Genomic DNA, 23,791 nt, shown 5'->3' on the forward strand with positions numbered 1-23,791 from the left:
TCCTCATGCCGGGAGGGCCGCCGCAGCATAGCGCAGCGGGCCGGTCGGGAAGCTGAACAGTCGCTCGCTGCCCAGCAGGAACGCCCGCGCACCGCGCGGAAAGAGGCGGCCGATGGCGGGGTCGGCGATGTCCAGGCCGCCCGTGTAGGCGCCGAAGGCCGGCAGCAGCACGCGCTTCGCATCCGCGACAAAGCAGGGCCGCGTGACGCCGCCCGCGCGCGTGGGCATGGTCGCCTTCGGATGGAAGTGGCCGGAGAGTTCGCCTGTGGCTCCGGGCTGACCGATATGGCGGAAGACGAGCCGTTCCAGGCGCCACTCGGCGACCGCGACGCCGGGCAGCCCCACCGGTGCGGCCGGGTCGTGATTGCCGAGGACCCAGATCACCTCCAGCCCCGACAACAGACGTTGCAGCGTTGCCGCATCGCCCGGCGCGAGCCGTGCGCAGCCGGCGGCATCGTGGAAGCTGTCGCCCAGCAGCACGAGGCGCTGCGGTCGCCAGCGGCGCAGGGCGCGGGCGAGGCGCTCCAGCGTCTCCCTCGTGTCGTAGGGCGGCAGCATGGCGCCGCGCGCGGCGAAATGGCTGCCTTTCTCAAGATGCAGGTCGGAGACGGCGAGCAGCTTCTGGGCCGGCCAGGCGACATGGCCGGCGGGATCGAGCATCAGGCGCTCGCCGGCGAGGTGGATGGGTGCGGCGATCATGAGGTGGGCGTGGCCAGGCCTTTCGGGGCTTTCCAGGGCAGACGGCGCGCGCGGCCTTCGCGGGCGCGGTCGCGCGGGCGGCGGGGGCGGTCGCGGTCGCCGCGGGCAGGGATGTGGTCCGTCAGGTCGGCCAGGGTCTCGCTGAACAGCTCGGCGCCCTCCGTCACCTCCTCGACCATCGCGGCGGCTTCGGCAAGCAGCGCGTCCTCGGCGCCGCCGGCGACCCATTCGCGGCCCTTCTCGATCAGCGAGGGCACGGCCAGGGGCGAGACGCGATCCAGCGCGCGATGCACGATGCCGCCGCGTCGCGCGCGTTCCAGCACCAGGCCGATGCGCGCGACATCGGTCAGCCCCGTCGCGGCTTCCTGGCGCGTGGCGCGAAGCAGGATGTGCTGCGGCTCGTGCTTGCGAAGCACGTCGTAGATGAGGTCGGCCGACATCGTCATCTGCCGCCGCGATTTTTCTGCGTTGGGATGGTTCTTCTCGATCAGGCCCGCGACGATGGCGATGTTCCGGAAGCTGCGGCGGAGCATGGAGGAATCGGCCATCCATTCCTCCAGCTCCTCGCCCAGCAGATCCTCCTCGAACAGGCGCTCGACACCGGTGGGCTCGAAGGCGGACCAGCAGGCGAGCACGTAGTCGGTGGCGAGATAGCCGAGCGGCGCCATGCCGAGGCGTTCCATGCGCTTCGTCACCAGCATCCCGAGCGTCTGATGCGCGAGCTTCCCCTCGAAGCCGTAGGCCAGAAGGAAAAACTTGCCACCGCGAGGAAAGGTCTCCACCAGCAGGCCGTCCCTGGGCGGCAGGGTGGAGACGTGGCGTTGCAGGCGCAGCCATTCCTGCACCGGCTCCGGCAGGTGCTTCCATGCCTTGGGATCGGCTAGGATGCTGCGCACCCGCGCGGCGAGCCAGGTGGAGAGCGGCATGCGGCTGCCGCCATACACCGGCACGCGCGGCTCCCCGCCGCTGGCGCGGGTGCAGAGCGCGGCGAGGCCGTCCAGCCCTTCAAACCGGAGAAGCTGGCCCGCGAAGATGAAGGCGTCGCCGGGCGTGAGGGAGGAGACGAACCATTCCTCGACCTCGCCCAGCACGGGACCGCCGCGCAGCCGCACCTTCAGCATCGGCAGGTCCACGATGGTGCCGAGATTCATCCGAAGCTGCCGCGCGACAGTGTTGGAGCGGACATGCACGCGGCCCTCGGAATCGCGGAACAGGCGGCGGAAGCGGTCGTAGTTGCTGAGGGCGTAGCCGCCATCCTCGACGAAGCGCAGCGCGTCGTCGAAGTTCTCGCGCGTCAGCATCGCATAGGGCGATGCGCGTTTCACCTCGGCGTAGAGATCGTCGGGCAGGAACGGCCCCGCGACGGCAACCGCCAGGATATGCTGGCAGAGGACGTCGAGGCCGCCGGGGCGGGGCGGGTCGCCATCCAGCTCCTGCGCGCGGATCGCTTGGCGCGCGGCGATGCACTCCACCACCTCGAAGCGGTTGGCCGGGACGAGCACGGCGCGGGAGGGCTCGTCCATGCGGTGGTTGGCGCGGCCGATGCGCTGCAGCAGCCGCGCCACGCCCTTCGGCGCGCCGACCTGCACCACCTGGTCCACCGCGCCCCAGTCTATGCCGAGATCCAGCGAGGCGGTGGCGACCACCGCGCGCAGCTTTCCTGCCGCCATCGCGGCTTCGACCTTGCGGCGCTGCTCGACCGTCAGGCTGCCATGGTGCAGGCCGATCGGCAGGTTGTCGTCGTTCAGGCGCCACAGCGCCTGGAAGCACAGCTCCGCCTGGGCGCGGGTGTTGACGAAGACGATGGTCACGCCGGCGTCGCGGATGCGGCGATAGACCTCCGGCATTGTCGCAAGCCCCATCTCGCCGCCCCAGGGCAGGCGGCCTTCGGGCAGCAGCAGGTCGATCTGCGGTTCCGCGCCGCCTTCGCCAAGCACCAGCGCGACGTCATCCGCGCGCGCGGTGGGGGACAGATAGGCGCGCAGCGGATCGGGATGCGCGACGGTGGCGGAGAGCCCGACGCGGCGCATGCCGGGCGCCAGCGTCGCCAGCCGCGCGAGGCCGAGCGCAAGCTGGTCGCCGCGCTTGGTGCCGGCCAGCGCATGGATCTCGTCCACCACCACGGCGCCGAGGCCGGCGAAAAGCTCGGTCGCATCCTCCAGCGTCAGCAGCAGGGCAAGGGATTCCGGCGTGGTCAGAAGGATCTGCGGCGGGTCCTGGCGCTGCCGGGCGCGACGATTGGCAGGCGTGTCTCCGGTGCGCGTCTCGATGCGCAGGCCGAGGCCCATCTGCTCGACGGGCGCCATCAGGTTCCGCGCTATGTCCACCGCGAGCGCCTTGAGCGGCGAAACGTAGAGCGTGTGCAGGCCCGGGCGGGGCCCGGCGTGCAGGTCGATGAGGCTGGGCAGGAAGCCTGCGAGCGTCTTGCCGCCGCCGGTGGGCGCGATCAGCAGCGCGCTGTCGCCGCGGCGGGCGGCATCAAGCAGCGCAAGCTGGTGCGGCCGCGGGGTCCAGCCGCGCCCGGCGAACCAGCCGGCAAAAGGTTCCGGCAATGTTCCCATGCGGAGGGCAATATGGCGGGGGTTTTGCGGGGCGGGAAGGGGAGGAATTGCAGGAGGCGAAGGTCGTTCGTCCCCCCACCCCATCCCTCCCCCGCTTCGCAAGGGAGGGAGCCGCGAGCGGCCTTTGACGCTCAGGCCGGGCCGAACAGGAAGTCGTCGGGCGAGCCCGCCACCGGGCGAAGCAGGCGGTAGCCCATCGACTGCATCTTGGCGTTGCCTTCGTCGAACTCCGTCCGCTTCGACCGCAGTTCCACCCAGATCAGCGGGCGGCAGCGTGCGATGGTTTCGGCCGCGCCCTGCAGCGCCTGGATCTGCCCGCCCTCGACGTCCATCTTGAGGAAGGCGCAGCGTTCCAGCCGCAGGCTGTCGATCGGCACGACCGGATACATGCCGGGCTGGTCCAGGCCGAGCACCGTGCCGCCGGTGTTGTGCTCGACATAGCGCAGCAGGTCCGCCGTGCCCGCCTGGGCGCCGACCGCGACGTTGTGTGCGATGATCGTGTCCTGCAGGCCGTTGAGTTCGATGTTCTTCTGCAGCGTGGAATAGGCGACGCGCATCGGCTCGAAGGCATGGACCTGGCTGGCGCGGCAGACCATGGCGAAATACAGGCTGTGGTTGCCGATATTCGCCCCTGCATCGATCACCACCGCGCCGGCGGGGATCGTTGCGCGGATGTCGGCAAGCTGATTGGCTTCGAAGAAGGTGCGCTGGGCCAGGATGCGCTTCTGGATCACGTCCTGCCCGGCGAGCGGCAGGTGCATGCGCACCCAGTTGTCCATGTAGGCGAATTCCAGCACGCGTTCTGGTCCCAGCAGCGCAAGCTGCTGCATCCGGATCAGCTCATTCATCCGGTTCAGCAGATGCTGCGCGATCTCCAGCGGCTGGGGCGGGTCCTTGTCCATCGGGGCTCCGGCTTTATCAGGCGGCGCCGGCCAGCGGCGCGGCGAGCAGCGATTCGGCGAGGCGGCGGAGTTCCGGCAGGGCGTCCGGCGCGATCTCCAGGTCGTTGCCGCGATTCTGCGTGACCACCCAGTTCTCGCCCACCTGGTCCACCACGGCCAGCGCATAGGGAAAGCCGCGGAAGGCGGCGATGTCAGCATAGCTGCGGGAGCGGCGGATATACTGCGTGCTGGTGATCTCCAGCATCGCGGTGCCGGGTCGGCAGAAGATGGTGTTGGTCAGCCCTGCGCCATGCACACCAACCACCAGCCGCGCTTCCGACAGCAGGCGCATCTGCGCCTCGACGCTCATGCCGGTGAGGCGCACAGATTCCAGGCCGAGGGGGGCGAAGGCCTCTATCAGAGCGTCTTCGTTCACGAGGCAGCGGTTGTCCACGTCGGCTCGGGAGATCAGCAGCGCGCGCGAGGCGCCGGGCGGCGATTGCGCGGCCTGCGCGGCGAGGCGTTCCAGTAACATCGCCGTCGTCGTCTTGATGCGCGTGAAGACCGGCGCGACGCCGCGCCAGTCGAGGAAGAACAGCGCCTCCTCCAGGTCGAAGCGCGCCTTGTCCACGGCCTGGGCGACCGGCAGCAGCTCCGGGAAGAACAGCGCGATGGACTGCATGACGAAGCCCTTCGGCTCCGCCTGGGCGATCAGGATGCGGTCCAGCCGGCCGCCCTGGCGTCGGTATTCCGCCAGCGCCGCGAGCCGCGGCAGGGATTCCGTCATCCAGTGGAAGTAGTTGCGGAAGCCCGGCGTGTGGATCAGCGCGGTGGCGCCCTCAAGCCGCGGCAGCTTCCCCCGCTTGCGCAGGTCCGCCAATTGCGGCTCTGCCGCGCGCATCGTGTCCACCAGCTTGCGATGGACCGAGGCGGGCACGAACGCGCCCTCGGCCCAGATGCCGCCGCCATGCAGCGTGGCGTTGCGCGCCCTCAGCAGCGGGTCGGGCTTCAGCGGGATGGGTGCCGCGTATTGCAGCGCCATGAAGCGGCTGTCTGCCGCGAAGGCCGCGCTGCCGGAGAAGGGCGGGTGTTCCTCCGCGCGGCGGCGCAGGTCCACCAGGGGGAAGGGAGCACGTGCCAATTCGTGCGCGGCGGGGGCGAGGGCGAGCCGGATCTCCTCGACCGCCGCGCCGCGCAATGCTCCCGTGAGGTCGTCGCTCATGCCTGCGGCGTGCCTGCCCTGTTCCGCGCCTTCATGCCGCCTGGATGCAACCGCAGGCTACCAGCGTGCTTTCGCTGCGGGAAGCCGCGGGTCGCCGCATGGTTGATGCGGCGCCGCGGCGCCCCACATCCCCGCTTCCGCAGACCGAGACGCGATGACCGCCCCCCATCCTGCAAGCTGGATGCGCGTGACGCCCCAGGGCCTCTATTGCGAGCCCGGCGATTTCTTCGTGGACCCCGCGCGCCCCGTGCCGCGCGCCATCATCACCCATGGCCATTCCGACCATGCCCGCCCCGATCACGCGGCGGTGCTGGCCACGCCGGAGACGCTGGCGATCATGCGCGCGCGCATGGGCGAGGATCGCGCCGGGCGCGTGCAGCAGGCGCTGGCGCCGGGCGAGACAATCACCCGCAACGGCGTGGCCATCCGCCTGGTGCCGGCGGGGCATGTGCTGGGCTCGGCGCAGGTGGTGCTGGAATGGAAGGGCAGCCGCATCGTGGTTTCCGGCGACTACAAGCGCCGCCGCGACCCGACCTGCGCGCCCTTCGAGCCGGTGCCCTGCGATGTCTTCGTCACCGAGGCGACCTTCGCGCTGCCGGTCTTCCACCATCCGCCCGCCGAGCGCGAGGCGGCGCGGCTGCTGGAGAGCGTGCGGCTGTTCCCCGATCGCGCGCATCTCGTCGGGGTCTATGCGCTGGGGAAGTGCCAGCGGCTGATCCGGCTGCTGCGCGAGGCAGGGTGGGACCGGCCGATCTGGCTGCATGGCGGGCTGATGGCGCTCTGCGCGCTCTATGAGGAACTCGGCGTGAAGCTTGGCGACCTCAGGCCGGTGCCGATGGACCGCAAGCGGGGCGCGGGTGGGCAGCTTGCCGGCGAGATCGTGCTGGCGCCCTCCGGCGCCGAGGCGACGCCGTGGGTGCGGCGGTTGGCGGAGCCGGTGGTCTGCGCGGCCTCCGGCTGGATGCGGGTGCGGCAGCGCGCGAAGGCGAAGGGCGTGGAACTTCCGCTGATTGTCTCGGACCACGCGGACTGGCCGGAACTGCTGGACACGGCGGAGGCGGTGCAGGCGCCGGAGGTCTGGGTGACGCATGGGCGGGAGGATGCACTCTGCCACGCCCTGGCGCAGCGTGGCGTGCGTGGGCGCGCGCTGCACCTGGTCGGGCGGGGGGACGAGGATGAGGAGGCGACGTCGGAGACCACCGGATGAGAAGGCAGAAGGGCGGCGCGCGGAGCGCGCCGAGCGGCCGAATGGCCGCCGCGCACAGACCAGCCTCCTGCCCGGGCGCGGCAGCGGCCTGCGCGCAGCCAAGCCGGCGGAGCCGGCGCCCGGCGTCTGAGGGCAAGACAAAATGAGCCTGCCCGCCTTTGCGGCGCTGCTGGAGCGCCTGGTCTTCACGCCGGGCCGCAACGCCAAGCTCGCGCTGCTCCGGCAGTATTTCGCGACGGAGCCGGACCCTGATCGCGGCATCGGGCTGGCCGCGCTGACCGGCGAACTCAGCCTGCGCGCGGCCAAGCCGGCGCTGGTGCGCGATCTTGTCGCAGAGCGCACCGACCCGACGCTGCTGGCGCTCAGCCACGACTATGTCGGCGACTTCGCGGAGACGGTTGCGCTGATCTGGCCGCAGCGCGCGGGAGTGAATGCGCCGCCGCCGGGTCTGGCGGAGGTCGTGGAATGCATGGAGGTCACGCCCAAGGCCGAGCTGCCGGCGATGATCGCGGGCTGGCTCGACACGCTGGATGCCAATGGCCGCTTCGCGCTGATCAAGCTGGTCACCGGGGGCTTGCGCGTCGGCGTCTCCGCGCGGCTCGCCAAGACCGCGCTGGCGGAGTGGTCGGGCCAGGGCGTGGACGAGATCGAGGAGGTCTGGCACGGGCTGGAAGCGCCCTACCGGCCCCTGTTCGACTGGCTGGAGGGGCGCGGACCGCGGCCCGATCCACGCGACGCGCCGGTGTTCCGCCCGCTGATGCTGGCGCATCCGCTGGAAGGCCCCGACCTCGCCGGCCTCGATCCCGCGACGCACCGCGCGGAGTGGAAATGGGATGGCATCCGCGTGCAGCTTTCGGCGACCGCCGGCGGGCGGCGCATCTGGTCTCGCGGCGCCGAGGACATCTCCGGCAGCTTCCCCGAGATCGTCGAGGCGATGGATTTCCGCGCCGTGGTGGATGGCGAGTTGCTGGTGATGCGCGACGGTGTCGTAGCGCCTTTCTCCGACCTGCAGCAGCGGCTGAACCGCAAGCTGGTCACGCCCCGGATGATGGCGCAGCACCCGGTGGCCGTGCGGCTGTATGACATCCTGTTCGAGGGCGAGGAGGATTTGCGTACGTTGCCCTTCGATGCGCGCCGTGCGCGGCTGGAGGACTGGTTCGCCCGCACCCGGCCCGCGCGCATGGACCTCTCCGCCATGGTGCCCTTCGACAGCGTGCCGCAACTCGAGGAAATCCGCGCCGGCGCGCGGGAGGCGGCGATCGAGGGGCTGATGGTCAAGCGTGCCGACAGCCCTTATGTCGCCGGGCGCGTGAAGGGGCTGTGGTGGAAGTGGAAGCGCGCGCCGCTGAACGTCGATGCGGTGCTGATGTATGCGCAGCGCGGACACGGCAAGCGCAGCAGCTTCTATTCCGACTACACCTTCGGCCTGTGGCGCCCGGACGGGCAGGGTGGCCAGGAACTGGTGCCGATCGGCAAGGCCTATTCCGGCTACACCGACCAGGAGCTGCTCTGGCTCGACCGCTGGATCCGCAACAACACCACCGCGCGCTTCGGCCCCGTGCGGGAGGTGGAGAAGGCGCTGGTGCTGGAGGTGGAGTTCGATGCGGCGCAGCGCAGCACGCGCCACAAATCCGGCGTCGCGCTGCGCTTCCCCCGCATTGCCCGCATCCGCCGTGACAAGCCGGCGGCCGAGGCCGACCGGCTGGGCACGCTGGAGGCGATGATCGTGGGCGGCGCGCCGGAGGAATAGCGCGCCGCGTGCCCGTCAGGCCGGCTTCGGCACCTGCGCCACGGCGGCCTGGGCGTGCGCCAGCGCCTCGCGGATCTGCGCTTCCTTCGTCTCGTCGAAGGAGCTGCGCAGCAGCGTGCCACCCGAGCCCTCGATCGCGGCGAGCACCTTGTCGGCGGTCATCTTGCGGATCAGCAGGAACAGCGCGGCATTGCCGTCGTGCAGCTGCTTGGCCACGTCCTTCATGAACTGGTCGTTGATGCCGACATCGGTGAGCTTGCCGCTCAGCGCGCCGGAGGCCGCGCCGATCGCCGCACCCGCCAGCGGCATGAGGAAGATCAGCCCGATCAGCGTGCCCCACAGCGTGCCGCCGGCAGCACCCGCGAGCGTCGGGCTGAAAAGCTGGTTCAGCTTGACCTCGCCATTTGGCTGCTTCACCGCCACCACGGCGTCGCCGAGTTCGATCAGGTATTCGCGCTGCATGCCGATGAGCTTGGCGCGCAGTTCCTCCGCCGGCGCCTCCGTGGGGAAGCTGATGACGAGCAGGTCTGCCATGTGATCTCTCCTTGCATTCACCGCCCCCGGGGCGGACGCGGCGCATGAAAGCACGGGATGCGCGCGGGGGAGATGACATTCCCTCTTCTTTCTGTGCAGCGGGCACGATTCCCGCCCTGGCCGCATTGGCGCCTCGCACAGCCGCGCATTAGGCTGAGCGGCGGCGACGCCTGGGCGACGCGGTCGAGGGAGGGTAGGCACGGATGAGCGGCTTGGCAGGGCAGACGGAGATTTCGCCGCCGCCACCCGTTACGGCACCCCAGCCGGAGCCGCCCGCCCGCGCGACGCAGTGGCGCCGCACGGCAGCGGTGCACCTGGCCATGGTGGTCGCGGCGCTGCTCGCCATCGCCTACACCAGCCTGTCGCGGCCCGCTGCGGACCAGCCCGGCGGCGGCGTGTTTTGGGTGTGGATCGCGCTGGTGCCCTGCTACTTCGCGGCCTGCCTGTGGCATGGGTGGGCGCGCGCCACGGCCGACCGGCTGCGTACGCGGCTGGTGGTGACGCAGGCGCTGCATTGGCTGGCCTTCCTGGTCGCCATGTACGTAGTGCTGACTCCCGCCGTGCGCGGCGTGCTGAACGACAACGCGGCGGGGCTGATGCTGCTGAGCCTCCTGGCGATGGGCACCTTCGTGGCCGGCGTGCATGCCTGGTCCGCCATGATCTGCGCGACGGGCGTGCTGCTGGCGCTGGCCATCCCGGTCATCGCCTGGCTGGACGAGAACGTCGTGCTGCTGCTTGTCGTGCTGATCCTCGCCGCGCTGGTCGGCGGCGTCGTGCTGTACTACCGCCGCCTGCGCCCGGCGCATTGACCCGCGCGCCCGGCGGTGGTGCGCTGGCCCCCGCCATAACGGGGGAACGCCGGACATGCCGATCGTCACCAACCATGTTCGCAAGCGCCTGGCGGAGGGCGGGCTGGCGCTCGGCTTCGGGGTCCACAACCTCCGCGGCAGTGCGGTGGGGATGATCGCGGCGGCCAGCGGCTATGACTGGCTGTTCATCGACATGGAGCATGGCGCGATGAGCGTGGACGACGCCACGCGCATCTCGATCGCCGCGCTGAGCCAGGGCGTCACGCCGATCGTGCGCGTGTGCAAGGACGCGATCTTCGAGGGCACGCGCTGCCTGGACAACGGCGCCATGGGTATCGTCGTGCCGCATGTGGACACGGCGGAGGAGGCGCAGGCCGTGGTGCAGGCCTATCGCTTCCCGCCTGTCGGCAGCCGGAGCTGGGGCGGGCCGCCCTTCGCCTATGGCCTGGGCGCAGTGAACCCCGCCGCGGCGCAGGCCGAGCTGAACGCCGAGATTCTGGTGGTCTGCATGGTGGAGACGCCGGAATCGGTCGCCAATGCCGATGCCATCGCCGCCGTGCCAGGGGTGGATGTGCTGCTGATCGGCACCTCCGACCTCACTGCGACCATGGGCATCGCGGGCCAGATCGGCCATCCGGATGTGCGCAAGGCCTATGAGGCCGTCGCCGCCGCCTGTGCGAAGCACGGCAAGGTCATGGGCATGGGCGGCGTCTACGACGAGAAGGTGGCGCCCGAATACATCCGCCTGGGCGCGCGCTTCATCCTCTCGGGCTCGGACCACAATTTCCTGATGGCGGGCGCGAGCGCGCGGTCGAAGTTCCTGCGCGGTCTTGCATAGGCACTACCCCGCCAGCGCGGGCAGCAGGGTGGAGCCGGGGTTGCTCGGCTCGAACAGGTGCAGGCCGAGCTCCTCGGCCAGCGCCTCGCAGGCCATCAGGCCGCGCACCGGGTTGCCGGCGGAATCCACCCGCGGGCTGAACACGCCGATGCCGAGCTGCCGGTTCACCACCGCCACCAGCCCGCCGCCCACCCCGCTCTTCGCCGGCACGCCGACCCGGCAAGCCCAGTCGCCCGCGCCGTCATAAAGGCCGCAGGTGAACATGACCGAAAGCGTGTCCCGCACCGCCTCCACGCCGTAGACCTCGGCGCCCGTCACGGGGTTGGTGCCGACATTGGCCAGCGTCGCGCCCATCACCGCCAGGTCGCATGCGGTGACGATCAGCGAGCATTGCCGGAAGTAGATGTCCACCGCCTCCTCCGCGGCCACGCCGAACACGCCGGCGCCGTGCAGCAGATGGGCCAGCGCGCGGTTGCGGTGCCCGGTCGCGGCTTCCGAGCGGTACACGGCGTGGTCCAGCGCCAGGTCTCGGCCGGCCGCGCTGGAGAGCCGCTGCTGCAGCATCGGGAAGGCCTGCGCGCCGAGCGCATCGCCGAGCAGCCCCGCCACCGCGATCGCGCCGGCATTGACCATGGGATTGAAGGGCCGGCTGCGCACGGGATCGAGCACCAGCGCGTTGAACGCCTCCGCCATGGGCTGCACGCCGACCGCGGCCCGCACCGGCCGGCGCCCGAGCAGGTCCAGCGCCAGCGCATAGGTGAAGGGCTTCGACACGGATTGGATGGTGAAGGGGTGCCGACTGTCGCCGGCCTCCGCCACCCTGCCGTCCACCGAGACGGTGGCCAGGCCGAACAGGTCGGGCGGCACCGCTGCAAGGGCGGGGATGTAGGTGGCGACGGCACCGTCCTTCACCGCGCCCAGGCGCTGATGGGTCTCCGCGAGCATGCGGGGCAGGGGATCAGGTCGGGGATGCAGGGCAAGCATCGGCGTACGGTTTCCTCTGAAAGAGGCCGTGCTTGCGTTTCCCAGGCCCTGCCTAGCCGAGCCGGGCAGGGGCCTGCAACCGGCACGCGCGGCGACAATCTCTTGCGAATGGTTCTCATTGTCGTTAAATGGGGGCTCAACGTCGGGAGAGACCCATGCACCGCCGCCTTCTTCTGCCTGTCCTCGCCGCCATCGGCCTCGCCCCGTTCGCCGCGCCGGCCGTGGCGCAGAACGCCGGGGAGGTCGCGGTCTATTCCGCGCGGCACTACGACACCGATCGCCGGCTCTACGACGCCTTCACGCGCGAGACCGGCATCCGCGTCCGCCTGATCGAGGGCAATGCCGACCAGCTCATCGAGCGCATCCGCAACGAGGGTGCGAACAGCCCGGCCGATGTGTTCATTACCGTGGACGCCGCCCGCCTCGCCCGTGCCAAGGAGGCGGGGATCACCGCGCCGCACGGCTCGGCGCTGATCGACCAGCGCGTGCCGCAGGGCCTGCGCGACCCGCAGGGCAACTGGTTCGCCCTGTCGCAGCGCGCCCGGGTGATCATGTACGACAAGCAGCGCGGACTGCCCCAGGGCCTGCTACGCTACGAGGATCTCGCCGATCCGCGCTTCCGCGGCCAGATCTGCGTGCGCGCGGCGAACCATCCGTACAACGTCAGCCTCGCCGCCTCGATCCTCGCCGCCGATGGCGAGGCTGCGACCGAGTCCTGGGCGAAGGGCGTGGCGGCGAACCTCGCCCGCCCGCCGCAGGGCGGCGACCGCGATCAGTTCCGCGCCATCCCTTCCGGCCAGTGCCAGCTCGCCATCGCCAACACCTACTACCTCGCGGGCATCGGCGCGTCCCAGGCGCCCGCCGACAAGGAGCTGTTCGAGCGTATCGGGGTTATCTTCCCGAACCAGGCGCCGGGCGATCGCGGCGCGCATGTGAACATCTCCGGCGCCGCGCTGGTGAAGACGGCGCCGCATCGCGCCAATGCCGTGCGTTTCCTGGAGTTCCTGACCAACCGCGAGGCGCAGGAGATCCTCGCGCTGGGCAACATGGAATACCCGGTGGTCGAGGACGTGCCGCTGCATCCGGCGCTGGCAGCGCTCGGCCGCTTCCGCGCGGAGCCGATCAATGGCGACCGGCTGGCCGCGAATTCCGCCGAGGCGCTGCGCATCATGCAGCGCGCCGGCTGGCGCTGAGCCTGCGCCGCGCTGGCCGGACAGGCCGGCCACAATGACGGGAACGGCGTGCCGCATCCTTGGTGCGGCACGCCTTCCCGTGCTCCCCTCCCGCCAATGCCATTCGGATAAGGGCCGGACGAATGCTGCGTGACCCAAAGGTTGTCGAACACCTCAACATCCAGCTCACCAACGAGCTGACCGCGATCAACCAGTATTTCCTGCATTCCCGCACGCTGATGCATTGGGGCGTCACGAAGCTCGGCAAGAAGGAATACGAGGAATCGATCGAGGAGATGCGCCACGCCGACTGGCTGATCGAGCGCATCCTGTTCCTCGGCGGCCTGCCCAACGTGCAGCGGCTGAACCAGGTGCTGATCGGGCAGAATGTCCAGGAGATCCTGGAATGCGACATGAAGCTCGAGGAGAAGGCGCTCAACGACCTGCGCGAGGGCATCGCCTATTGCGAATCCGTGCGCGACTACGTCTCCCGCGACCTGCTGCTCAAGATCCTCGCGAACGAGGAGGAGCACGAGGACTACCTCGACCGGCAGTTCGACCTGATCCGGCAGATCGGGATCGAGCGCTACATCCTGCTCAACAGCGCGCCGGCGACGGAGCAGGAAGGGGAGTGAGCCGGGGCGCCTGACGCTCCCCGGCCCCCACCCGACGTCAGCCCCAGGTCCAGGGCGACGCCACGAACGCAAAGCCCTGGCCGCGGCGCTCGACATGCCCGAGGCCGGGCCAGGGGAAGTGATAGCCCAGCACCTGCAGGCGGTCGGTCGCGGCCATGTCCAGCACGCGGCGCCGCGTGGCGGCGGCGATCGCCGGGTCGGCGTCGAAGCCGAAGGGCCAGTCGGGGCGCTGCAGGGCCAGCACCGCGTGGTTCGCCACGTCGCCCATCGCCAGCAGGCGCTGACCCTCGCTCTCGATGAGGAAGCTGACATGGCCGAGCGTGTGGCCATGCGTCGGCATCGCGCGGATGCCGGGCACGACCTCGGCGGAGGTCGCCAGCGTGCCGAAACGCGCGCGGCGCGGCAGCACCACCTCGCGCGTGCCGGCCACCAGCGTGCGCAGCGGCTCCGGCAGGGCGAGATTCGCCTCGGCGGTCCAGAAGTCGATGTCCGCGCCGGTCATCAGGAAGCGCGCATTGGGGAAGACATCGGCGCCGGCCGCGTCCGCGATGCCCCAGCTGTGGTCGGCATGGGCATGGGTGAAGGCGACCACGTCCACATCCGCGGGCGAGATCCCCGCGGCGGCCAGCGAGGCCGGCAGGCGTCCGGTGCCGGGGCCGAAGGCGGGTTTCGGTCCGACGCCGGCATCGAGCAGCACCAGCGACGGGCCCGTGTTCACGACCAGGCAGTTCACGAAGGTCGGCAGCCGGTCGGTCGGCAGGAAGGCGGCACGCAGCGCCTCCGTCACCTCCGCCTCGGTCGCGACGCTGCCGCCGAATGTCGGATAGGGCGGCGCCAGGTTGATCGCGCCGTCGGAGATCACCGTGCATTCGAAGGCGCCGAGCCGGAAGCGGTACCACCCCGCCACCTGCCCGCCGCGCATCGGCGCCGCGGCCTGCGCCGCACCCGCCCCGAGCAGCGCCACCCCGGCGCCGAGCGCCATCCGTCGCGTGAGCATCGATCCCTCCTGTTCCGTCAGCCCTAAGAAGAAGGTGTGGCGCGCCCGTCCGAGGTCAACGCCGCCGCCGCTGCGGCGAAGCGGGCGGGGTCGGCGATGACGCGCGGGACCTTGTGCTGGCCACCGAGCTTGCCCTGCGCGCGCATCCAGGCTTCGAAGCGGCCGGGCGGGACGATGTCCACCGAAGGCGGCAGCATCTGGCCGCCCTGGCGGTGCGCCGCGTAGTCGGCATTCGCCGCCGACAGCGCGGCATCCAGGCGCTCCGCCAGTTCGGCCGCGGCCATTGCCGCATTGCCTTCGGCCACCAGCCGGTGCCGGCCGAGCTCGCCCACGAATTCCGGGCCGCAGCACCACTCGCCGATCGCCGCGCCGGTGGCCGCCAGCGCGGCGGCGATCTCTTCCCCCGTCACATGCTCGCCGAAGGCCGAGAGCATCCAGGCGGTGCGCCCCGTCACCAGCAGCCGCGGCGGCGCGCGCTCCACGAAGCGCACGACATCGCCGAGCACATAGGCGAACAGCCCGGCATTGCTGGAGAGCACGACGGCGTAGTCCAGGCCGGTCTCGATCGTCGCGGCCCAGTGGCGCGTCGGGCTCGGGGCATCGAGTTCCCCGACCGGCACGAATTCGAAGAAGCAGCCGCGGTCCAGCACCAGCCGCATGCCCTCGCCCTCGGCGCGGTCCTGAATGGCAACGAAGCCTTCGCTCGCCGGATAGACCTCCCGCGTCGCGCAGCCTGGCGGCAGGAAGGGCGCGATGCGGTCGCGATAGGGCGCCCAGGCCACGCCGCCGTGGATCAGCAATTCGAGATTGGGCAAGGGCGGTGTGCCCTCCGCCGCCATCCGGTGCAGCAGCATCAGCAGCCAGGAGGGCGTGCCGGTCAGCGCGCACACATCCGCGCGCGGAGTCCGTTCGACGAGCGCGGCGAGCTTCGCATCCCAGTCCGGGATCAGCGCGAGATCCTCCGGCGGCCAGGCGCGGCGGCGCAGGAACCACGGCACCTCATGCGCCGCGATGCCCGAGAGGTCGCCGGCGCGCACGCCCGGTGCGAGTTCCTGCAGCGCGGTCGAGCCGCCGAGCAGGAAGGTGAGCCCGGCGAAGGGCCGCGCGCGTGGATGCGTGTGCAGGTGCCAGGCCAGCGTGTCGAAGGCGGCGCCACGATTGGCCGCCATCTGCGCGCGCGTGACGGGGATGTATTTCGTCGTGCCGGAGGTCGTGCCGGAGGACAGCGCGAGATAGGGGATGCGCCCCGGCCAGGTGACGCCATCCAGCACCGGGAAGGCGGGCTGCCAGAACTCGGACCAGACCTGCTCGTAGCGGCGCAGCGGCACGCGGGACTGGAAATCCGCGACGGAGGAGATGCGGTCGAAGCCGTGCGCGCGGCCAAAGCGCGTGTCCTGCGCGGTGCGGACCAGGCCCAGCAGCACGGCCTGCTGCGCCGCCGCGGGATCGAGCGCCAGCATCCGCGCGGCGCGGCGGCGCGCGAGGGGGCGCAGCAGCGGCGTGCCGTCCAGCATCAGGGCGGTGCCAGCCGCGTCACGCGCGGGAACTCCGCGGCGACGGTCTCGGGGCGAAGCGGGACGCGGATGGAGCGGCCCTCGCGCCATGGCGCTACCTGGTCCATGAAGGCGGCCGAGCCGAGCCAGCCATCCTGGCCGCCCCACAGCGTGAACCAGTTGGCGTCAGGGTCCGCCATGTCGCTGACATGGCGTGCCATGGAGCCGAATGTCGCGGCGCGCGGGGCATCGCCGACAAGTCCGTGGCTCGTCTTCATCGGCGTCTCGCGCGAGCCGCCGGTCGGGTAGTCGGCATAGACGAAATAACGCCCGAGGACGGGCAGGTTGACCAGCCAGTGCGACGCGCGCAGCCGATGCAGCTCGCCCCAGGTGCCGAGCCGATCGTGATCTGCCTGCGCGGCCAGCGCGGATTGGCGCAGCACGGCGTCGCGGCGCGCGGGCTCCAGCGCATCCAGGTCGCGCAGCAGGAAGGCGTTCAGAAAATTCCACTGCGTCTCGGCGCCGCGCGGGTTGCCGGTGGCGTCGCGCCGGCTTTCCGGAATGAGCGCCGGTACGAGGTGGCGCAGCAGCGCCTCGAACGCCACGGGCGCGCGGCTGTCGGCGGCGTAGTCGCCCTGCCAGCCCCGCAGCGCGGCGGCAAGGCGCGGCGCGGGATGACCGCCCGGCAGCGCCACAAGACGGCCGTTCAGCTCGGCCGAGAGCTGCGCGGCGCGCGGCGAGCGGATGTCGCGCTGGATCGCGGCCATGCTTTCGGGCGTGTGGCGCGGCGTCTCGGCCAGAAGCTGTTCCAGTCGCAGCACGCGGTCGTCGTCGGAGAAGAAGAAGCCGAGCGGTGGCGCGCCGGCCACCTCCGCCCAGCGCGGGCGATTGTTGGCGGAAGCCAGCGCGCCCTGCGGCGACGCGGTCTCGGCGGGCAGGGTGCGCGAATCCCGCAGCCGCGCCCAGGCGCCGGTGGCCTGCGGGTCGCGCGCGTCGAGCACGAAATCCTGCGCGGGAAAGCCGGTGCGGTCGGGCAGCGTCGCGGCGATGAAGCGGCCGACGCGGCCCTGGCTGTCCGCCCACAGCATGGTCTGGGCGGAGACGCCGAAGCCGGCGAAGGCCGCCCGGAAGCTGTCGCCATCCGTCGCGCGGGCGCCGCGCAGCAGGGCGGTGATCTCGTCGGTCGGGGTGTGTCCGGCCCAGCGCAGCGCCAGCGTCGCGCCGTTGCCGGGCAGCAGCGCCCCATCGGTCATCACCGGGCCGAGCGGCGTGACCCGCACCCTGCGCTCCGTGGTGAACCACAGGCGCTGGCGGATGCGCGCGGTCTCCGTGCGGAAGGCGTCGGGCGGCAGCGCGCCGACGTCGAACAGGTCGGAGGAGGCGGCGCGCAGGTTGGTGCCGCCCCAGGCGACATGCGGGTTCCGGCCGACGCCGAGGATCGGCAGCCCCGGCACCATCAGGCCGACCGCGTGGAAGCCCGGCGAGCGCATGCCGACCACGAGCCAGAGATTGGGCATGTTGAGCCCGAGATGCGGGTCCGACGCGATCAGCGCGCCGCCGGTCGCGCTGCGCGCCGCGCCGACGGCGATGGTGTTGCTGCCGCTGCGCGAGGTGCCTTCCAGGATGGTCTGCAGCAGACCGGCCTGCTGCGTCCCGACAGGATTGCCGCCGGCTTCCCGCGTGCGGGCCCAGAGCTCCGCGAAGCCCGGCTGGCCGCGCTGCGGCAGCAGCGACAGATAGGCCAGCCAGTTGATGTCGGTGCCGGCAAGGCGCCCAACGGCAAGCAGATCCTCCGGCGTGATCTCCTCATGGTCGAGTGCGAGCAGCCCGGCTTCCGGCGGGCGCGGTGCGTTGCGCAGCGCATGATTCAGGCCGCGCAGGAAGGCCAGGACGAAGCGCCGCGTCTCCGGCGGCCAGGCGGCGACGATCTGCGGCGCGGCGCGGCCGAAGCCCAGGATGCGCAGCGCGTGGTCCACATCGGCGGCCGGCGGTCCCGCGACCTCCGCAAGGCGGCCGAGCGCGACGCGGCGCATCAGCATCACCTGCGCACCGCGCAGATGGCCATGCACGAGGCCGAGCGCGACGGCGAGATCCTCGTCGTTCTCCGCGGTGATCCAGGGGATCATGGCGTCGTTCCAGCGGATCTCGACCGGACGCGAGACCGGCGCGCCGGCGACGGGCAGCGCGGCCAGCCGGTGCTCCACCGTCACCGGGCGCGGCGACATCGCCGCGCAGCCCGGCAGCAGGGCAAGGGCGGCGAACAGCAGCGCTCGCAGCCGTGACGTGAGGGGATTGCCGGTCATCGCCCGCGGGACATGGGGCGGCGCGCGGCCGCGCCAAGCGCCTGCCGGTGCTGGCGGAGGCGGCCGGCCTTGCCTAGGCTTCGTGCCGGCTGCGCAGCGTCCGCGTCGCCGGAGGATGGAGTGCGGCCGTGCGACCCAGGATCCTGGTGATCGATCCGCTGTTCGAGACCGAGGCCGACATCGAACTCGCGGCAGCCGGCCCGGATGTGGAGCTGGTGTTCCGACGCTCGGTGGAGGGGCGGCTGCCGGATCCGGCGGAGTACGCGGCAGCCGATGCCGTGCTGAACTGCCGCAGCGCGCACCGGCTGCCCGCGGAGGCGATCGCGCGGCTCACCCGCGCCTGCTGCATCGTGCAGGGCGGCGTCGGCGTCGGGCATATCGACCTGCAGGCGGCCGGCGCCCTCGGCATCCCCGTGATGCACACGCCGGATTACGGCACCACGGAGGTGGCGGACCATGCCGTGGCGTTGGCGCTGACCCTTCTGCGCGGCGTGCTGGCCTATGACCGGCGGCTGCGACGGTCCAACGCGTCCTGGGATGCACGGCAGTTGCGCACGGTGCGGCGCATCCCCGGGCTCCGCCTCGGCATCGTCGGGCTCGGGCGCATCGGCACCGCCGCCGCGCTGCGCTTCGAGCGGTTCGGGATGCAGGTCGGCTTCTACGATCCCTACCTGCCGGTCGGGCACGAGCTCGGCTTCGGCTGGCAGCGCTTCTCAAGCCTCGATGCGATGCTCGCCCGCAGCGACGTGCTCAGCCTGCATGCGCTGCTGACGCCGGAGACGCAGGGCATGATCGGGGCGGGGCAGCTCGCCCTGCTGCCCGAGGGCGCGGTGCTGGTGAATACGTCGCGCGGGGCCCTGGTGGATCTGGACGCGGTGCACGCCGCGTTGCGCGCGGGCCGCCTGGGCGCTGCGGGGCTCGACGTGTTCGAGACGGAGCCGCTGGACCGCGCGCATCCGCTGATCGCCGAATGGGCGGCCGGCGCGGAATGGCTGGATGATCGCCTGGTCCTGACGCCGCACAGCGCCTTCTACAGCACGGCCAGCATCCTCGACATCCGGCGGCTGTCGATGACCTACCTGATGGACTACCTGCGCGACGGCAGCCTTGCGACCTGCGTCAACGCCGCATTGCTGCGCGAGCCGCGCCGGCCGCGCATTGGTCCAGGGCGGCGGGCGTGACGCCGCCGCCGCGCCGGTGCAGGCTGGCCCGCGCAACCGGAGAGATCGCATGGCCCTGACCGACGACATCGCGCGCAAGCTCTCCGCCTGCGCGGTTCCGACCATCAACGCGGTGATGGCGAAGTCGGGCCTCGGCAGCAACCACATGCGCCAGGTCGCGCCGGTCGGCCCGGCACGGCGCTTCGTCGGCCGGGCAGTGACGCTGCGCGCCATCCCCACGCGGGAGGACCTGAAGAAGCGCGTGGCCGCGGGCGAACTGCCGGACCTGCAGGCGCGTGCCTTCGCGGAACTCGGCCAGGGCGACGTGCTGGTGATCGAGGCCGGGGGCGACCTGCGCGCCTCGGTCTTCGGCGACATCATGGCGACCTATGCGATGGTGCGCGGCGCGGCGGGCATCGTGATCGATGGCTGCGTCTCGGACCAGGAGGCGATCGCGAAGCTGGACCTGCCGGTCTTCGCGCGCGGCAATGCGGCGACCTCCGCCTCGCTGTTCCTGCACTTCACGGAGATGGGCGGGCCGGTGGGCTGCGACGGTGTCGGCGTGATGCAGGGCGACATCCTCGTGGGCGACGGCAACGGTGTGGTGCTGGTGCCGGCGGCGCATGCGCAGGCCGTCGCCGACGCCGCCTTCGAGCGCGAAGAATTCGAGGCCTACATCGTCGATCGTATCAAGGCCGGCGCGCCGCTGATCGGCACCTATCCGCCGAACGAGGCGACGCGCGAGGCTTATCGCAGGTTCCGCGAGGGTCGCTAGGGAACCTGCATGCCGCGGGCCACGCCGGGGCGGGCTGCCATCGTCGCCATCCAGCGGCGCAGCGCCGGCAGGCCTCCTGCGCGGTCCAGCAGGCGCGTCCGGAAGGCGGCGGTGGGGTAGAGCGCGAAATCCGCCACCGTGATCTCGTTGCCGGCGAGCCAGGGCGACTGTGCGAGCTGCGCATCGGCCTGGCCCAGGAAGCGCAGCAGCCGCGCCTCGTAATGCGCGATGATCGGCGCCGGCGTGTCCTTCAGCTCACTGGTGAGGACGAAGATCGGATGCGTGGCGCTGATCACGTCCGTCATCACCTGAGACATCCATTGCAGAGTCGCGGCGCGCGCGGCGGGCTCGACCGGCAGGAAGCGGCCTGCCTTCTCGCAGAGATGCAGCATGATCGCGAAGGACTGGCTCATGCCGATCCCGGTCTCATGATCCAGCATGACCGGGATCGCGCCGGAGGGGTTGATGGCGCGCATCGCGGCCGGCTTCGTCGCCTCGTCATCGATGTCCACGGCATGTGCCGTGTAGGGCAGGCCGAGCTCCTCCAGCATGATGGAGACCCGCAGCCCGTTGGTGGTGCGGGCGGTCCAGATCTCGATCATTGCGGTGCGAAGCTCCTGAGCACCGGCGCCCAGAGGACCTCCTGCGCGCGCATGAAGGCGAGATGGTCGGCGGCGGAGGAGGGTGTCGGGTTCGTGCCGAGGCGTTCGAAGGTGGCGCGCGCGGCGGGGTCGGCAAAGACGCTGTCGAAGCCCTCGCGCAATCGCGCCAGGATGGGGGCGGGCACGCCCTTGGGCGCGAACAGGCCCTGCCAACTCAGCACGACATAGCCGGGCAGCCCGGCTTCCTCGAGCGTCGGCAGGTCGGGGAAGGCGGGCGAGCGCGTGGAGCCGGTGGTGGCCAGCGCGCGCCACTGGCCCTGCTGCACCGGCTCGATGCTGCTGGTGATGGCGTTGAACATCACCTGCACGGCGCCATTGGTCAGGTCGGCCCGCGCCAGCGCGTCGCCGCGATAGGGCACATGCACCATCTGCGTGCCGGTCATCTTCATGAACATCTCGGCGGAGAGATGAATGGAGCCGCCGGCGCCCGCCGACGCGAAGTTCAGCTTGCCGGGGTTGGCGCGCAGATAGGCGATGAATTCCGGCACCGTCCGCGCCGGTACGGAGGGATGCACTACGAGCACGTTGGCGGAGGCGAACATCAGCCCGATCGGATCGAGGTCGCGCTCCCACTGGAAGGGTGTGTCGCGCAGCAGATAGCGCGTGTTGATGACGTTCGGCCCGCCGATCACCAGCGTGTAGCCATCGGGCGGCGATTTCGCCGCGGCATCGGTGCCGAGATTGCCGCCGGCGCCGGGGCGGTTGTCCACCAGCACCCGCTGGCCGAAATAGGCGGACAGGGCGTCGGCGAAGGCGCGGGTCTGGATGTCCGCGGCCCCACCCGCGGGGAAAGGCACGATGATGCGCATCGGCCGCGTCGGGAATTGCTGGGCGGCCGCGGGCCGGAAGGGCGACGCTGCGCCAAGCAGGGGCAGCATTCGCAGCAGCGTGCGTCGGCGGATCATTCCGGCTCTCCAGGAGACGCGCCACAGTGCGGCGCGATGCGGCGTCGCGCAAGCGCTTCGATCGCGGCTGCTCAGCCGCGGCGCATCGCGCGGACCAGCACCGCAACCGGCAGCAGGCCGACCAGCACGATCAGCAGTGCCGCGGTGGACGCCTCGGCGAGCCGCTCGTCGGAGGCGAGGTTGTGCACGCGCACCGCCAGCGTGTCGAAGTCGAAAGGACGGACGATCAGCGTCGCCGGCAGTTCCTTCATCGTGTCGACGAAGACCAGCACGGCGCCGGTCAGCAGAGCGCCGCGCGCGAGCGGCAGCTCCACCTCCCGCACCGCCTGGCCGGGGCGGCGGCCGAGGACGCGGGCGGCGGCGAAGAGAGAAGGCCTGATCCGGGTCAGCCCGCTTTCGACGGCCGAGAGCGCGACGGCGAGGAAGCGCACGATATAGGCGAAGACCAGCGCGGCGATCGTGCCGGACAGCAGCAGGCCGGTGGAGACGCCGAAGGTCGCCCGCATCCAGCCATCGAGCGCATTGTCGAAGAGCGCGAAGGGCACCAGCGCGCCGACCGCGATGACCGAGCCTGGGATGGCGTAGCCCATCGACGCGATGCGGTTCGCCGCCGCGCGGATGGGCGAGGGATAGAGCCGCTGCGCCCAGGCGAGCAGCGCCGCCAGCACGATCGCGATGCCGGCCGCCACGATGGCGAGCGTCAGGCTGTTGAGCGCGAAGGGCACCGTCTGCGCCGCATCCAGCGGGTCTCCCACCGTGACGGCCAGCACCAGCATGGCGCCCGCGGGGATGACGAAGCCCAGCAGCACCGGCATCGCGCAGGCGGTGATCGCCGCCGCCTGCTTCCACCCCCGCAGCACCACCGGCCGCAGCGGCGGATGGCGCGTGGTGGTGGGGTGGTAGCGCCGCCCGCCGCGGGAGGCGCGTTCCAGCACTAGCAGCAACGCCACGAGGCCCATCAGGCACACCGCAAGCTGGGCCGCGGCAGGCCGGTTGCCCTGCCCGAACCAGGCTTCGTAGATGCCGGTGGTGAAGGTGCGGACAGCGAAGTGGTCGACCGTGCCGAAATCCGCCAGCGTCTCCATCAGCACCAGCGCCACGCCGGCGGCGAGCGCGGGGCGCGCCATCGGCAGCGCGACATGCAGGAAGGTGCGCGGCAGGCCGTGGCCGAGGGTGCGGCTGGCTTCCAGCAGGCAGACGCTTTGCGTCAGGAAGGCGCCGCGGCAGAGCAGGTAGACATAGGGGTAGAGAACGGAAGCCAGCATCAGCGCTGCGCCGGGCAGGCTGCGGATCTCGGGGAACCAGTACTGCCCCCATCGCAGGCCGGTGACGTCGCGCAGCGTGGTCTGCACCGGACCTGCCACGTCGAGCAGCCAGACATAGGCGTATCCACAGACATAGGCCGGCATCGCCATGGGCAGCAGCAGGGCCACCTCCAGCACGGCGCGGCCGCGGAAGGCGCAGGCGGCGACGAGCCAGGCGCTGATCGCGCCCATGCTGGCCGCCATCAGCCCGACCAGCAGGGCGAGTGCCAGGGAGTTCTCCAGCAGTTCCGGCAGGTCGGTGCGGAGGAGATGGCCCCAGGCCTCGCCACCCGGGGCCAGGGCCGTGACGACGACCGAGAGGATCGGGGCGGCAATCAGCGCGGCGACGGCGACGGAGGCCCAGGCCCAGCCCGGCACGCCTCGACGCCGCACGGCGGGGCCGCGCTGCGCGACCGGCGGCGGTGCGCCCGCGGCATCGCTGAAGGACATGCCGGATGTCTACAACGCCGATGCGGCGACGGCCATGCGGTGCAGGCCGCCTTCAGGAGCGGGGCGGTACGCGCCCCATGTCGTTCAGCTCCGCCTCGGCCACCAGTTCGGCGGAATCGGCCAGTGCGGCGGTCAGCGGCAGCCCGAGCGCATGCGCTTCAAGGCTGAGCGAGGCGATCTTGGCGCGCAGCCGCTCGGCATCGGCATGGTTGGCGGCCAGTGCGCCGCCGAGCGCACGGGCGGGGTCGGGCAGGTCGAACACCAGGGTGCGGCTGCCGTCAGGATTGCGGTTCACCAGGGGCGTCTGCAGCATCAGCAGATGGAACACGTCGATGTCGGGATAGGTGTCCAGCTTCCCGTCCCGGTCCTGCACGAACAAGGTGATGCGAGCCGCCCGCCGCATGGCCGTCACGCACCGAACCGGCGGTAGATCGTCGCTTGCATACGAAT

The 23,791-nt window shown here is 71.3% G+C and carries 21 protein-coding genes; 8 read left to right on the plus strand and 13 right to left on the minus strand.

All coding sequences use genetic code 11. The features are described 5' to 3' along the window. Positions 1 to 3: 3 nt before the first annotated feature. From pdeM to E4T13_RS00470, 4 genes are all read right to left on the minus strand, one after another. A complete protein-coding gene (gene pdeM, locus E4T13_RS00455) occupies positions 4 to 699 on the minus strand; it encodes a ligase-associated DNA damage response endonuclease PdeM (RefSeq protein WP_137176300.1) in 696 nt (231 codons plus the stop codon). Beyond that, entirely contained in the window at positions 696 to 3,260 is a 2,565-nt protein-coding gene (locus E4T13_RS00460) for a ligase-associated DNA damage response DEXH box helicase (RefSeq protein ID WP_137176301.1), read from the minus strand. Before E4T13_RS00460 ends, pdeM begins: the two co-directional genes overlap by 4 nt. A gap of 131 nt (positions 3,261 to 3,391) precedes the next feature. Continuing rightward, positions 3,392 to 4,162 carry an FkbM family methyltransferase gene (locus E4T13_RS00465; RefSeq protein ID WP_170984720.1) on the minus strand — a complete coding sequence of 257 codons (771 nt, stop codon included), beginning with the start codon at positions 4,160 to 4,162 and terminating at the stop codon, positions 3,392 to 3,394. 16 nt (positions 4,163 to 4,178) lie between these two features. Continuing rightward, on the minus strand, positions 4,179 to 5,363 hold the full coding sequence (locus tag E4T13_RS00470) for a DUF563 domain-containing protein (RefSeq protein ID WP_137176303.1): 1,185 nt from the start codon (positions 5,361 to 5,363) through the stop codon (positions 4,179 to 4,181). Positions 5,364 to 5,517: 154 nt separating this feature from the next. Here E4T13_RS00470 and E4T13_RS00475 point away from each other — a divergent pair, with 154 nt between their 5' ends. Together E4T13_RS00475 and E4T13_RS00480 are read left to right on the plus strand one after the other, a co-directional pair. Further along, the gene (locus E4T13_RS00475; RefSeq protein WP_240790933.1) at positions 5,518 to 6,570 is read left to right on the plus strand and encodes a ligase-associated DNA damage response exonuclease; all 1,053 of its coding nucleotides are present in this window, start codon (positions 5,518 to 5,520) and stop codon (positions 6,568 to 6,570) included. A 142-nt stretch (positions 6,571 to 6,712) separates the two neighbouring features. Continuing rightward, positions 6,713 to 8,320: a cisplatin damage response ATP-dependent DNA ligase gene (locus tag E4T13_RS00480; protein WP_240790934.1), complete on the plus strand. Its 1,608-nt coding sequence runs from the start codon at positions 6,713 to 6,715 to the stop codon at positions 8,318 to 8,320. Positions 8,321 to 8,335: 15 nt separating this feature from the next. On the opposite strand, the gene E4T13_RS00485 is transcribed toward E4T13_RS00480, so the two are convergent. Further along, entirely contained in the window at positions 8,336 to 8,854 is a 519-nt protein-coding gene (locus E4T13_RS00485; RefSeq protein ID WP_137176304.1) for a DUF1269 domain-containing protein, read from the minus strand. Positions 8,855 to 9,057: 203 nt separating this feature from the next. Between E4T13_RS00485 and E4T13_RS00490 the strand changes: the two genes are divergently transcribed. Both E4T13_RS00490 and E4T13_RS00495 read left to right on the plus strand, forming a co-directional pair. Continuing rightward, entirely contained in the window at positions 9,058 to 9,663 is a 606-nt protein-coding gene (locus E4T13_RS00490) for a hypothetical protein (protein ID WP_137176305.1), read from the plus strand. Positions 9,664 to 9,718: 55 nt separating this feature from the next. Next, positions 9,719 to 10,501: an HpcH/HpaI aldolase/citrate lyase family protein gene (locus tag E4T13_RS00495; protein WP_137176306.1), complete on the plus strand. Its 783-nt coding sequence runs from the start codon at positions 9,719 to 9,721 to the stop codon at positions 10,499 to 10,501. A gap of 3 nt (positions 10,502 to 10,504) precedes the next feature. On the opposite strand, the gene glsA is transcribed toward E4T13_RS00495, so the two are convergent. After that, positions 10,505 to 11,446, minus strand: a complete 942-nt coding sequence (gene glsA, locus E4T13_RS00500) for a glutaminase A (protein WP_240790935.1) — start codon at positions 11,444 to 11,446, stop codon at positions 10,505 to 10,507. 194 nt (positions 11,447 to 11,640) lie between these two features. On the opposite strand from glsA, the gene E4T13_RS00505 reads away from it, so the two are divergent. Both E4T13_RS00505 and bfr read left to right on the plus strand, forming a co-directional pair. Next, a complete protein-coding gene (locus tag E4T13_RS00505; protein ID WP_206030048.1) occupies positions 11,641 to 12,678 on the plus strand; it encodes a Fe(3+) ABC transporter substrate-binding protein in 1,038 nt (345 codons plus the stop codon). 122 nt (positions 12,679 to 12,800) lie between these two features. After that, positions 12,801 to 13,292 carry a bacterioferritin gene (gene bfr, locus E4T13_RS00510; protein WP_137176309.1) on the plus strand — a complete coding sequence of 164 codons (492 nt, stop codon included), beginning with the start codon at positions 12,801 to 12,803 and terminating at the stop codon, positions 13,290 to 13,292. Positions 13,293 to 13,329: 37 nt separating this feature from the next. Here bfr and E4T13_RS00515 read toward each other — a convergent pair whose 3' ends face one another. From E4T13_RS00515 to E4T13_RS00525, 3 genes are read right to left on the minus strand one after another with little or no spacing between them, the layout of a single operon-like run. Next, positions 13,330 to 14,289 (minus strand): MBL fold metallo-hydrolase, encoded by a 960-nt coding sequence (locus E4T13_RS00515; RefSeq protein ID WP_137176310.1) that lies wholly within the window; start codon positions 14,287 to 14,289, stop codon positions 13,330 to 13,332. A gap of 23 nt (positions 14,290 to 14,312) precedes the next feature. Then, positions 14,313 to 15,803, minus strand: coding sequence for a GH3 auxin-responsive promoter family protein (locus tag E4T13_RS00520; RefSeq protein ID WP_137176311.1), 1,491 nt, complete (start codon positions 15,801 to 15,803; stop codon positions 14,313 to 14,315). Further along, a complete protein-coding gene (locus E4T13_RS00525) occupies positions 15,803 to 18,085 on the minus strand; it encodes a penicillin acylase family protein (RefSeq protein WP_137176312.1) in 2,283 nt (760 codons plus the stop codon). The genes E4T13_RS00520 and E4T13_RS00525 overlap by 1 nt, the downstream gene beginning before the upstream one ends. Before the next feature lie 128 nt (positions 18,086 to 18,213). On the opposite strand from E4T13_RS00525, the gene E4T13_RS00530 reads away from it, so the two are divergent. Further along, on the plus strand, positions 18,214 to 19,266 hold the full coding sequence (locus E4T13_RS00530) for a C-terminal binding protein (RefSeq protein WP_170984721.1): 1,053 nt from the start codon (positions 18,214 to 18,216) through the stop codon (positions 19,264 to 19,266). Positions 19,267 to 19,315: 49 nt separating this feature from the next. Continuing rightward, a complete protein-coding gene (locus E4T13_RS00535) occupies positions 19,316 to 20,020 on the plus strand; it encodes a ribonuclease activity regulator RraA (RefSeq protein WP_137176314.1) in 705 nt (234 codons plus the stop codon). Here the strand turns inward: E4T13_RS00535 and E4T13_RS00540 are convergent. From E4T13_RS00540 to E4T13_RS00555, 4 genes are all read right to left on the minus strand, one after another. Next, on the minus strand, positions 20,017 to 20,622 hold the full coding sequence (locus tag E4T13_RS00540; RefSeq protein ID WP_137176315.1) for a glutathione S-transferase family protein: 606 nt from the start codon (positions 20,620 to 20,622) through the stop codon (positions 20,017 to 20,019). The genes E4T13_RS00535 and E4T13_RS00540 overlap by 4 nt on opposite strands. After that, entirely contained in the window at positions 20,619 to 21,587 is a 969-nt protein-coding gene (locus tag E4T13_RS00545; RefSeq protein WP_137176316.1) for a tripartite tricarboxylate transporter substrate binding protein, read from the minus strand. The genes E4T13_RS00540 and E4T13_RS00545 overlap by 4 nt, the downstream gene beginning before the upstream one ends. Positions 21,588 to 21,658: 71 nt before the next feature. Then, positions 21,659 to 23,341, minus strand: coding sequence for an iron ABC transporter permease (locus tag E4T13_RS00550; RefSeq protein ID WP_170984722.1), 1,683 nt, complete (start codon positions 23,339 to 23,341; stop codon positions 21,659 to 21,661). A 52-nt stretch (positions 23,342 to 23,393) separates the two neighbouring features. Beyond that, positions 23,394 to 23,744 (minus strand): hypothetical protein, encoded by a 351-nt coding sequence (locus tag E4T13_RS00555; RefSeq protein ID WP_137176317.1) that lies wholly within the window; start codon positions 23,742 to 23,744, stop codon positions 23,394 to 23,396. Positions 23,745 to 23,791: the final 47 nt, after the last annotated feature.

This window comes from Roseomonas sp. AR75 (assembly GCF_005222815.1).
Lineage (GTDB): Bacteria > Pseudomonadota > Alphaproteobacteria > Acetobacterales > Acetobacteraceae > Falsiroseomonas.

What these genes read in the sequence shown, in the direction of transcription:
- E4T13_RS00525 (WP_137176312.1), bottom strand. Translation starts at nt 18,085, where the DNA reads ATGACCGGCAATCCCCTCACGTCACGGCTGCGAGCGCTGCTGTTCGCC.
- E4T13_RS00470 (WP_137176303.1), bottom strand. Translation starts at nt 5,363, where the DNA reads ATGAGCGACGACCTCACGGGAGCATTGCGCGGCGCGGCGGTCGAGGAG.
- E4T13_RS00535 (WP_137176314.1), top strand. Translation starts at nt 19,316, where the DNA reads ATGGCCCTGACCGACGACATCGCGCGCAAGCTCTCCGCCTGCGCGGTT.
- E4T13_RS00540 (WP_137176315.1), bottom strand. Translation starts at nt 20,622, where the DNA reads ATGATCGAGATCTGGACCGCCCGCACCACCAACGGGCTGCGGGTCTCC.
- glsA (WP_240790935.1), bottom strand. Translation starts at nt 11,446, where the DNA reads ATGCTCGCGGAGACCCATCAGCGCCTGGGCGCGGTGAAGGACGGTGCC.
- E4T13_RS00485 (WP_137176304.1), bottom strand. Translation starts at nt 8,854, where the DNA reads ATGGCAGACCTGCTCGTCATCAGCTTCCCCACGGAGGCGCCGGCGGAG.
- E4T13_RS00515 (WP_137176310.1), bottom strand. Translation starts at nt 14,289, where the DNA reads ATGCTCACGCGACGGATGGCGCTCGGCGCCGGGGTGGCGCTGCTCGGG.
- E4T13_RS00475 (WP_240790933.1), top strand. Translation starts at nt 5,518, where the DNA reads ATGACCGCCCCCCATCCTGCAAGCTGGATGCGCGTGACGCCCCAGGGC.
- pdeM (WP_137176300.1), bottom strand. Translation starts at nt 699, where the DNA reads ATGATCGCCGCACCCATCCACCTCGCCGGCGAGCGCCTGATGCTCGAT.
- E4T13_RS00505 (WP_206030048.1), top strand. Translation starts at nt 11,641, where the DNA reads ATGCACCGCCGCCTTCTTCTGCCTGTCCTCGCCGCCATCGGCCTCGCC.
- E4T13_RS00520 (WP_137176311.1), bottom strand. Translation starts at nt 15,803, where the DNA reads ATGCTGGACGGCACGCCGCTGCTGCGCCCCCTCGCGCGCCGCCGCGCC.
- E4T13_RS00490 (WP_137176305.1), top strand. Translation starts at nt 9,058, where the DNA reads ATGAGCGGCTTGGCAGGGCAGACGGAGATTTCGCCGCCGCCACCCGTT.
- E4T13_RS00545 (WP_137176316.1), bottom strand. Translation starts at nt 21,587, where the DNA reads ATGATCCGCCGACGCACGCTGCTGCGAATGCTGCCCCTGCTTGGCGCA.
- E4T13_RS00460 (WP_137176301.1), bottom strand. Translation starts at nt 3,260, where the DNA reads ATGGGAACATTGCCGGAACCTTTTGCCGGCTGGTTCGCCGGGCGCGGC.
- bfr (WP_137176309.1), top strand. Translation starts at nt 12,801, where the DNA reads ATGCTGCGTGACCCAAAGGTTGTCGAACACCTCAACATCCAGCTCACC.
- E4T13_RS00555 (WP_137176317.1), bottom strand. Translation starts at nt 23,744, where the DNA reads ATGCGGCGGGCGGCTCGCATCACCTTGTTCGTGCAGGACCGGGACGGG.
- E4T13_RS00550 (WP_170984722.1), bottom strand. Translation starts at nt 23,341, where the DNA reads ATGTCCTTCAGCGATGCCGCGGGCGCACCGCCGCCGGTCGCGCAGCGC.
- E4T13_RS00465 (WP_170984720.1), bottom strand. Translation starts at nt 4,162, where the DNA reads ATGGACAAGGACCCGCCCCAGCCGCTGGAGATCGCGCAGCATCTGCTG.
- E4T13_RS00495 (WP_137176306.1), top strand. Translation starts at nt 9,719, where the DNA reads ATGCCGATCGTCACCAACCATGTTCGCAAGCGCCTGGCGGAGGGCGGG.
- E4T13_RS00480 (WP_240790934.1), top strand. Translation starts at nt 6,713, where the DNA reads ATGAGCCTGCCCGCCTTTGCGGCGCTGCTGGAGCGCCTGGTCTTCACG.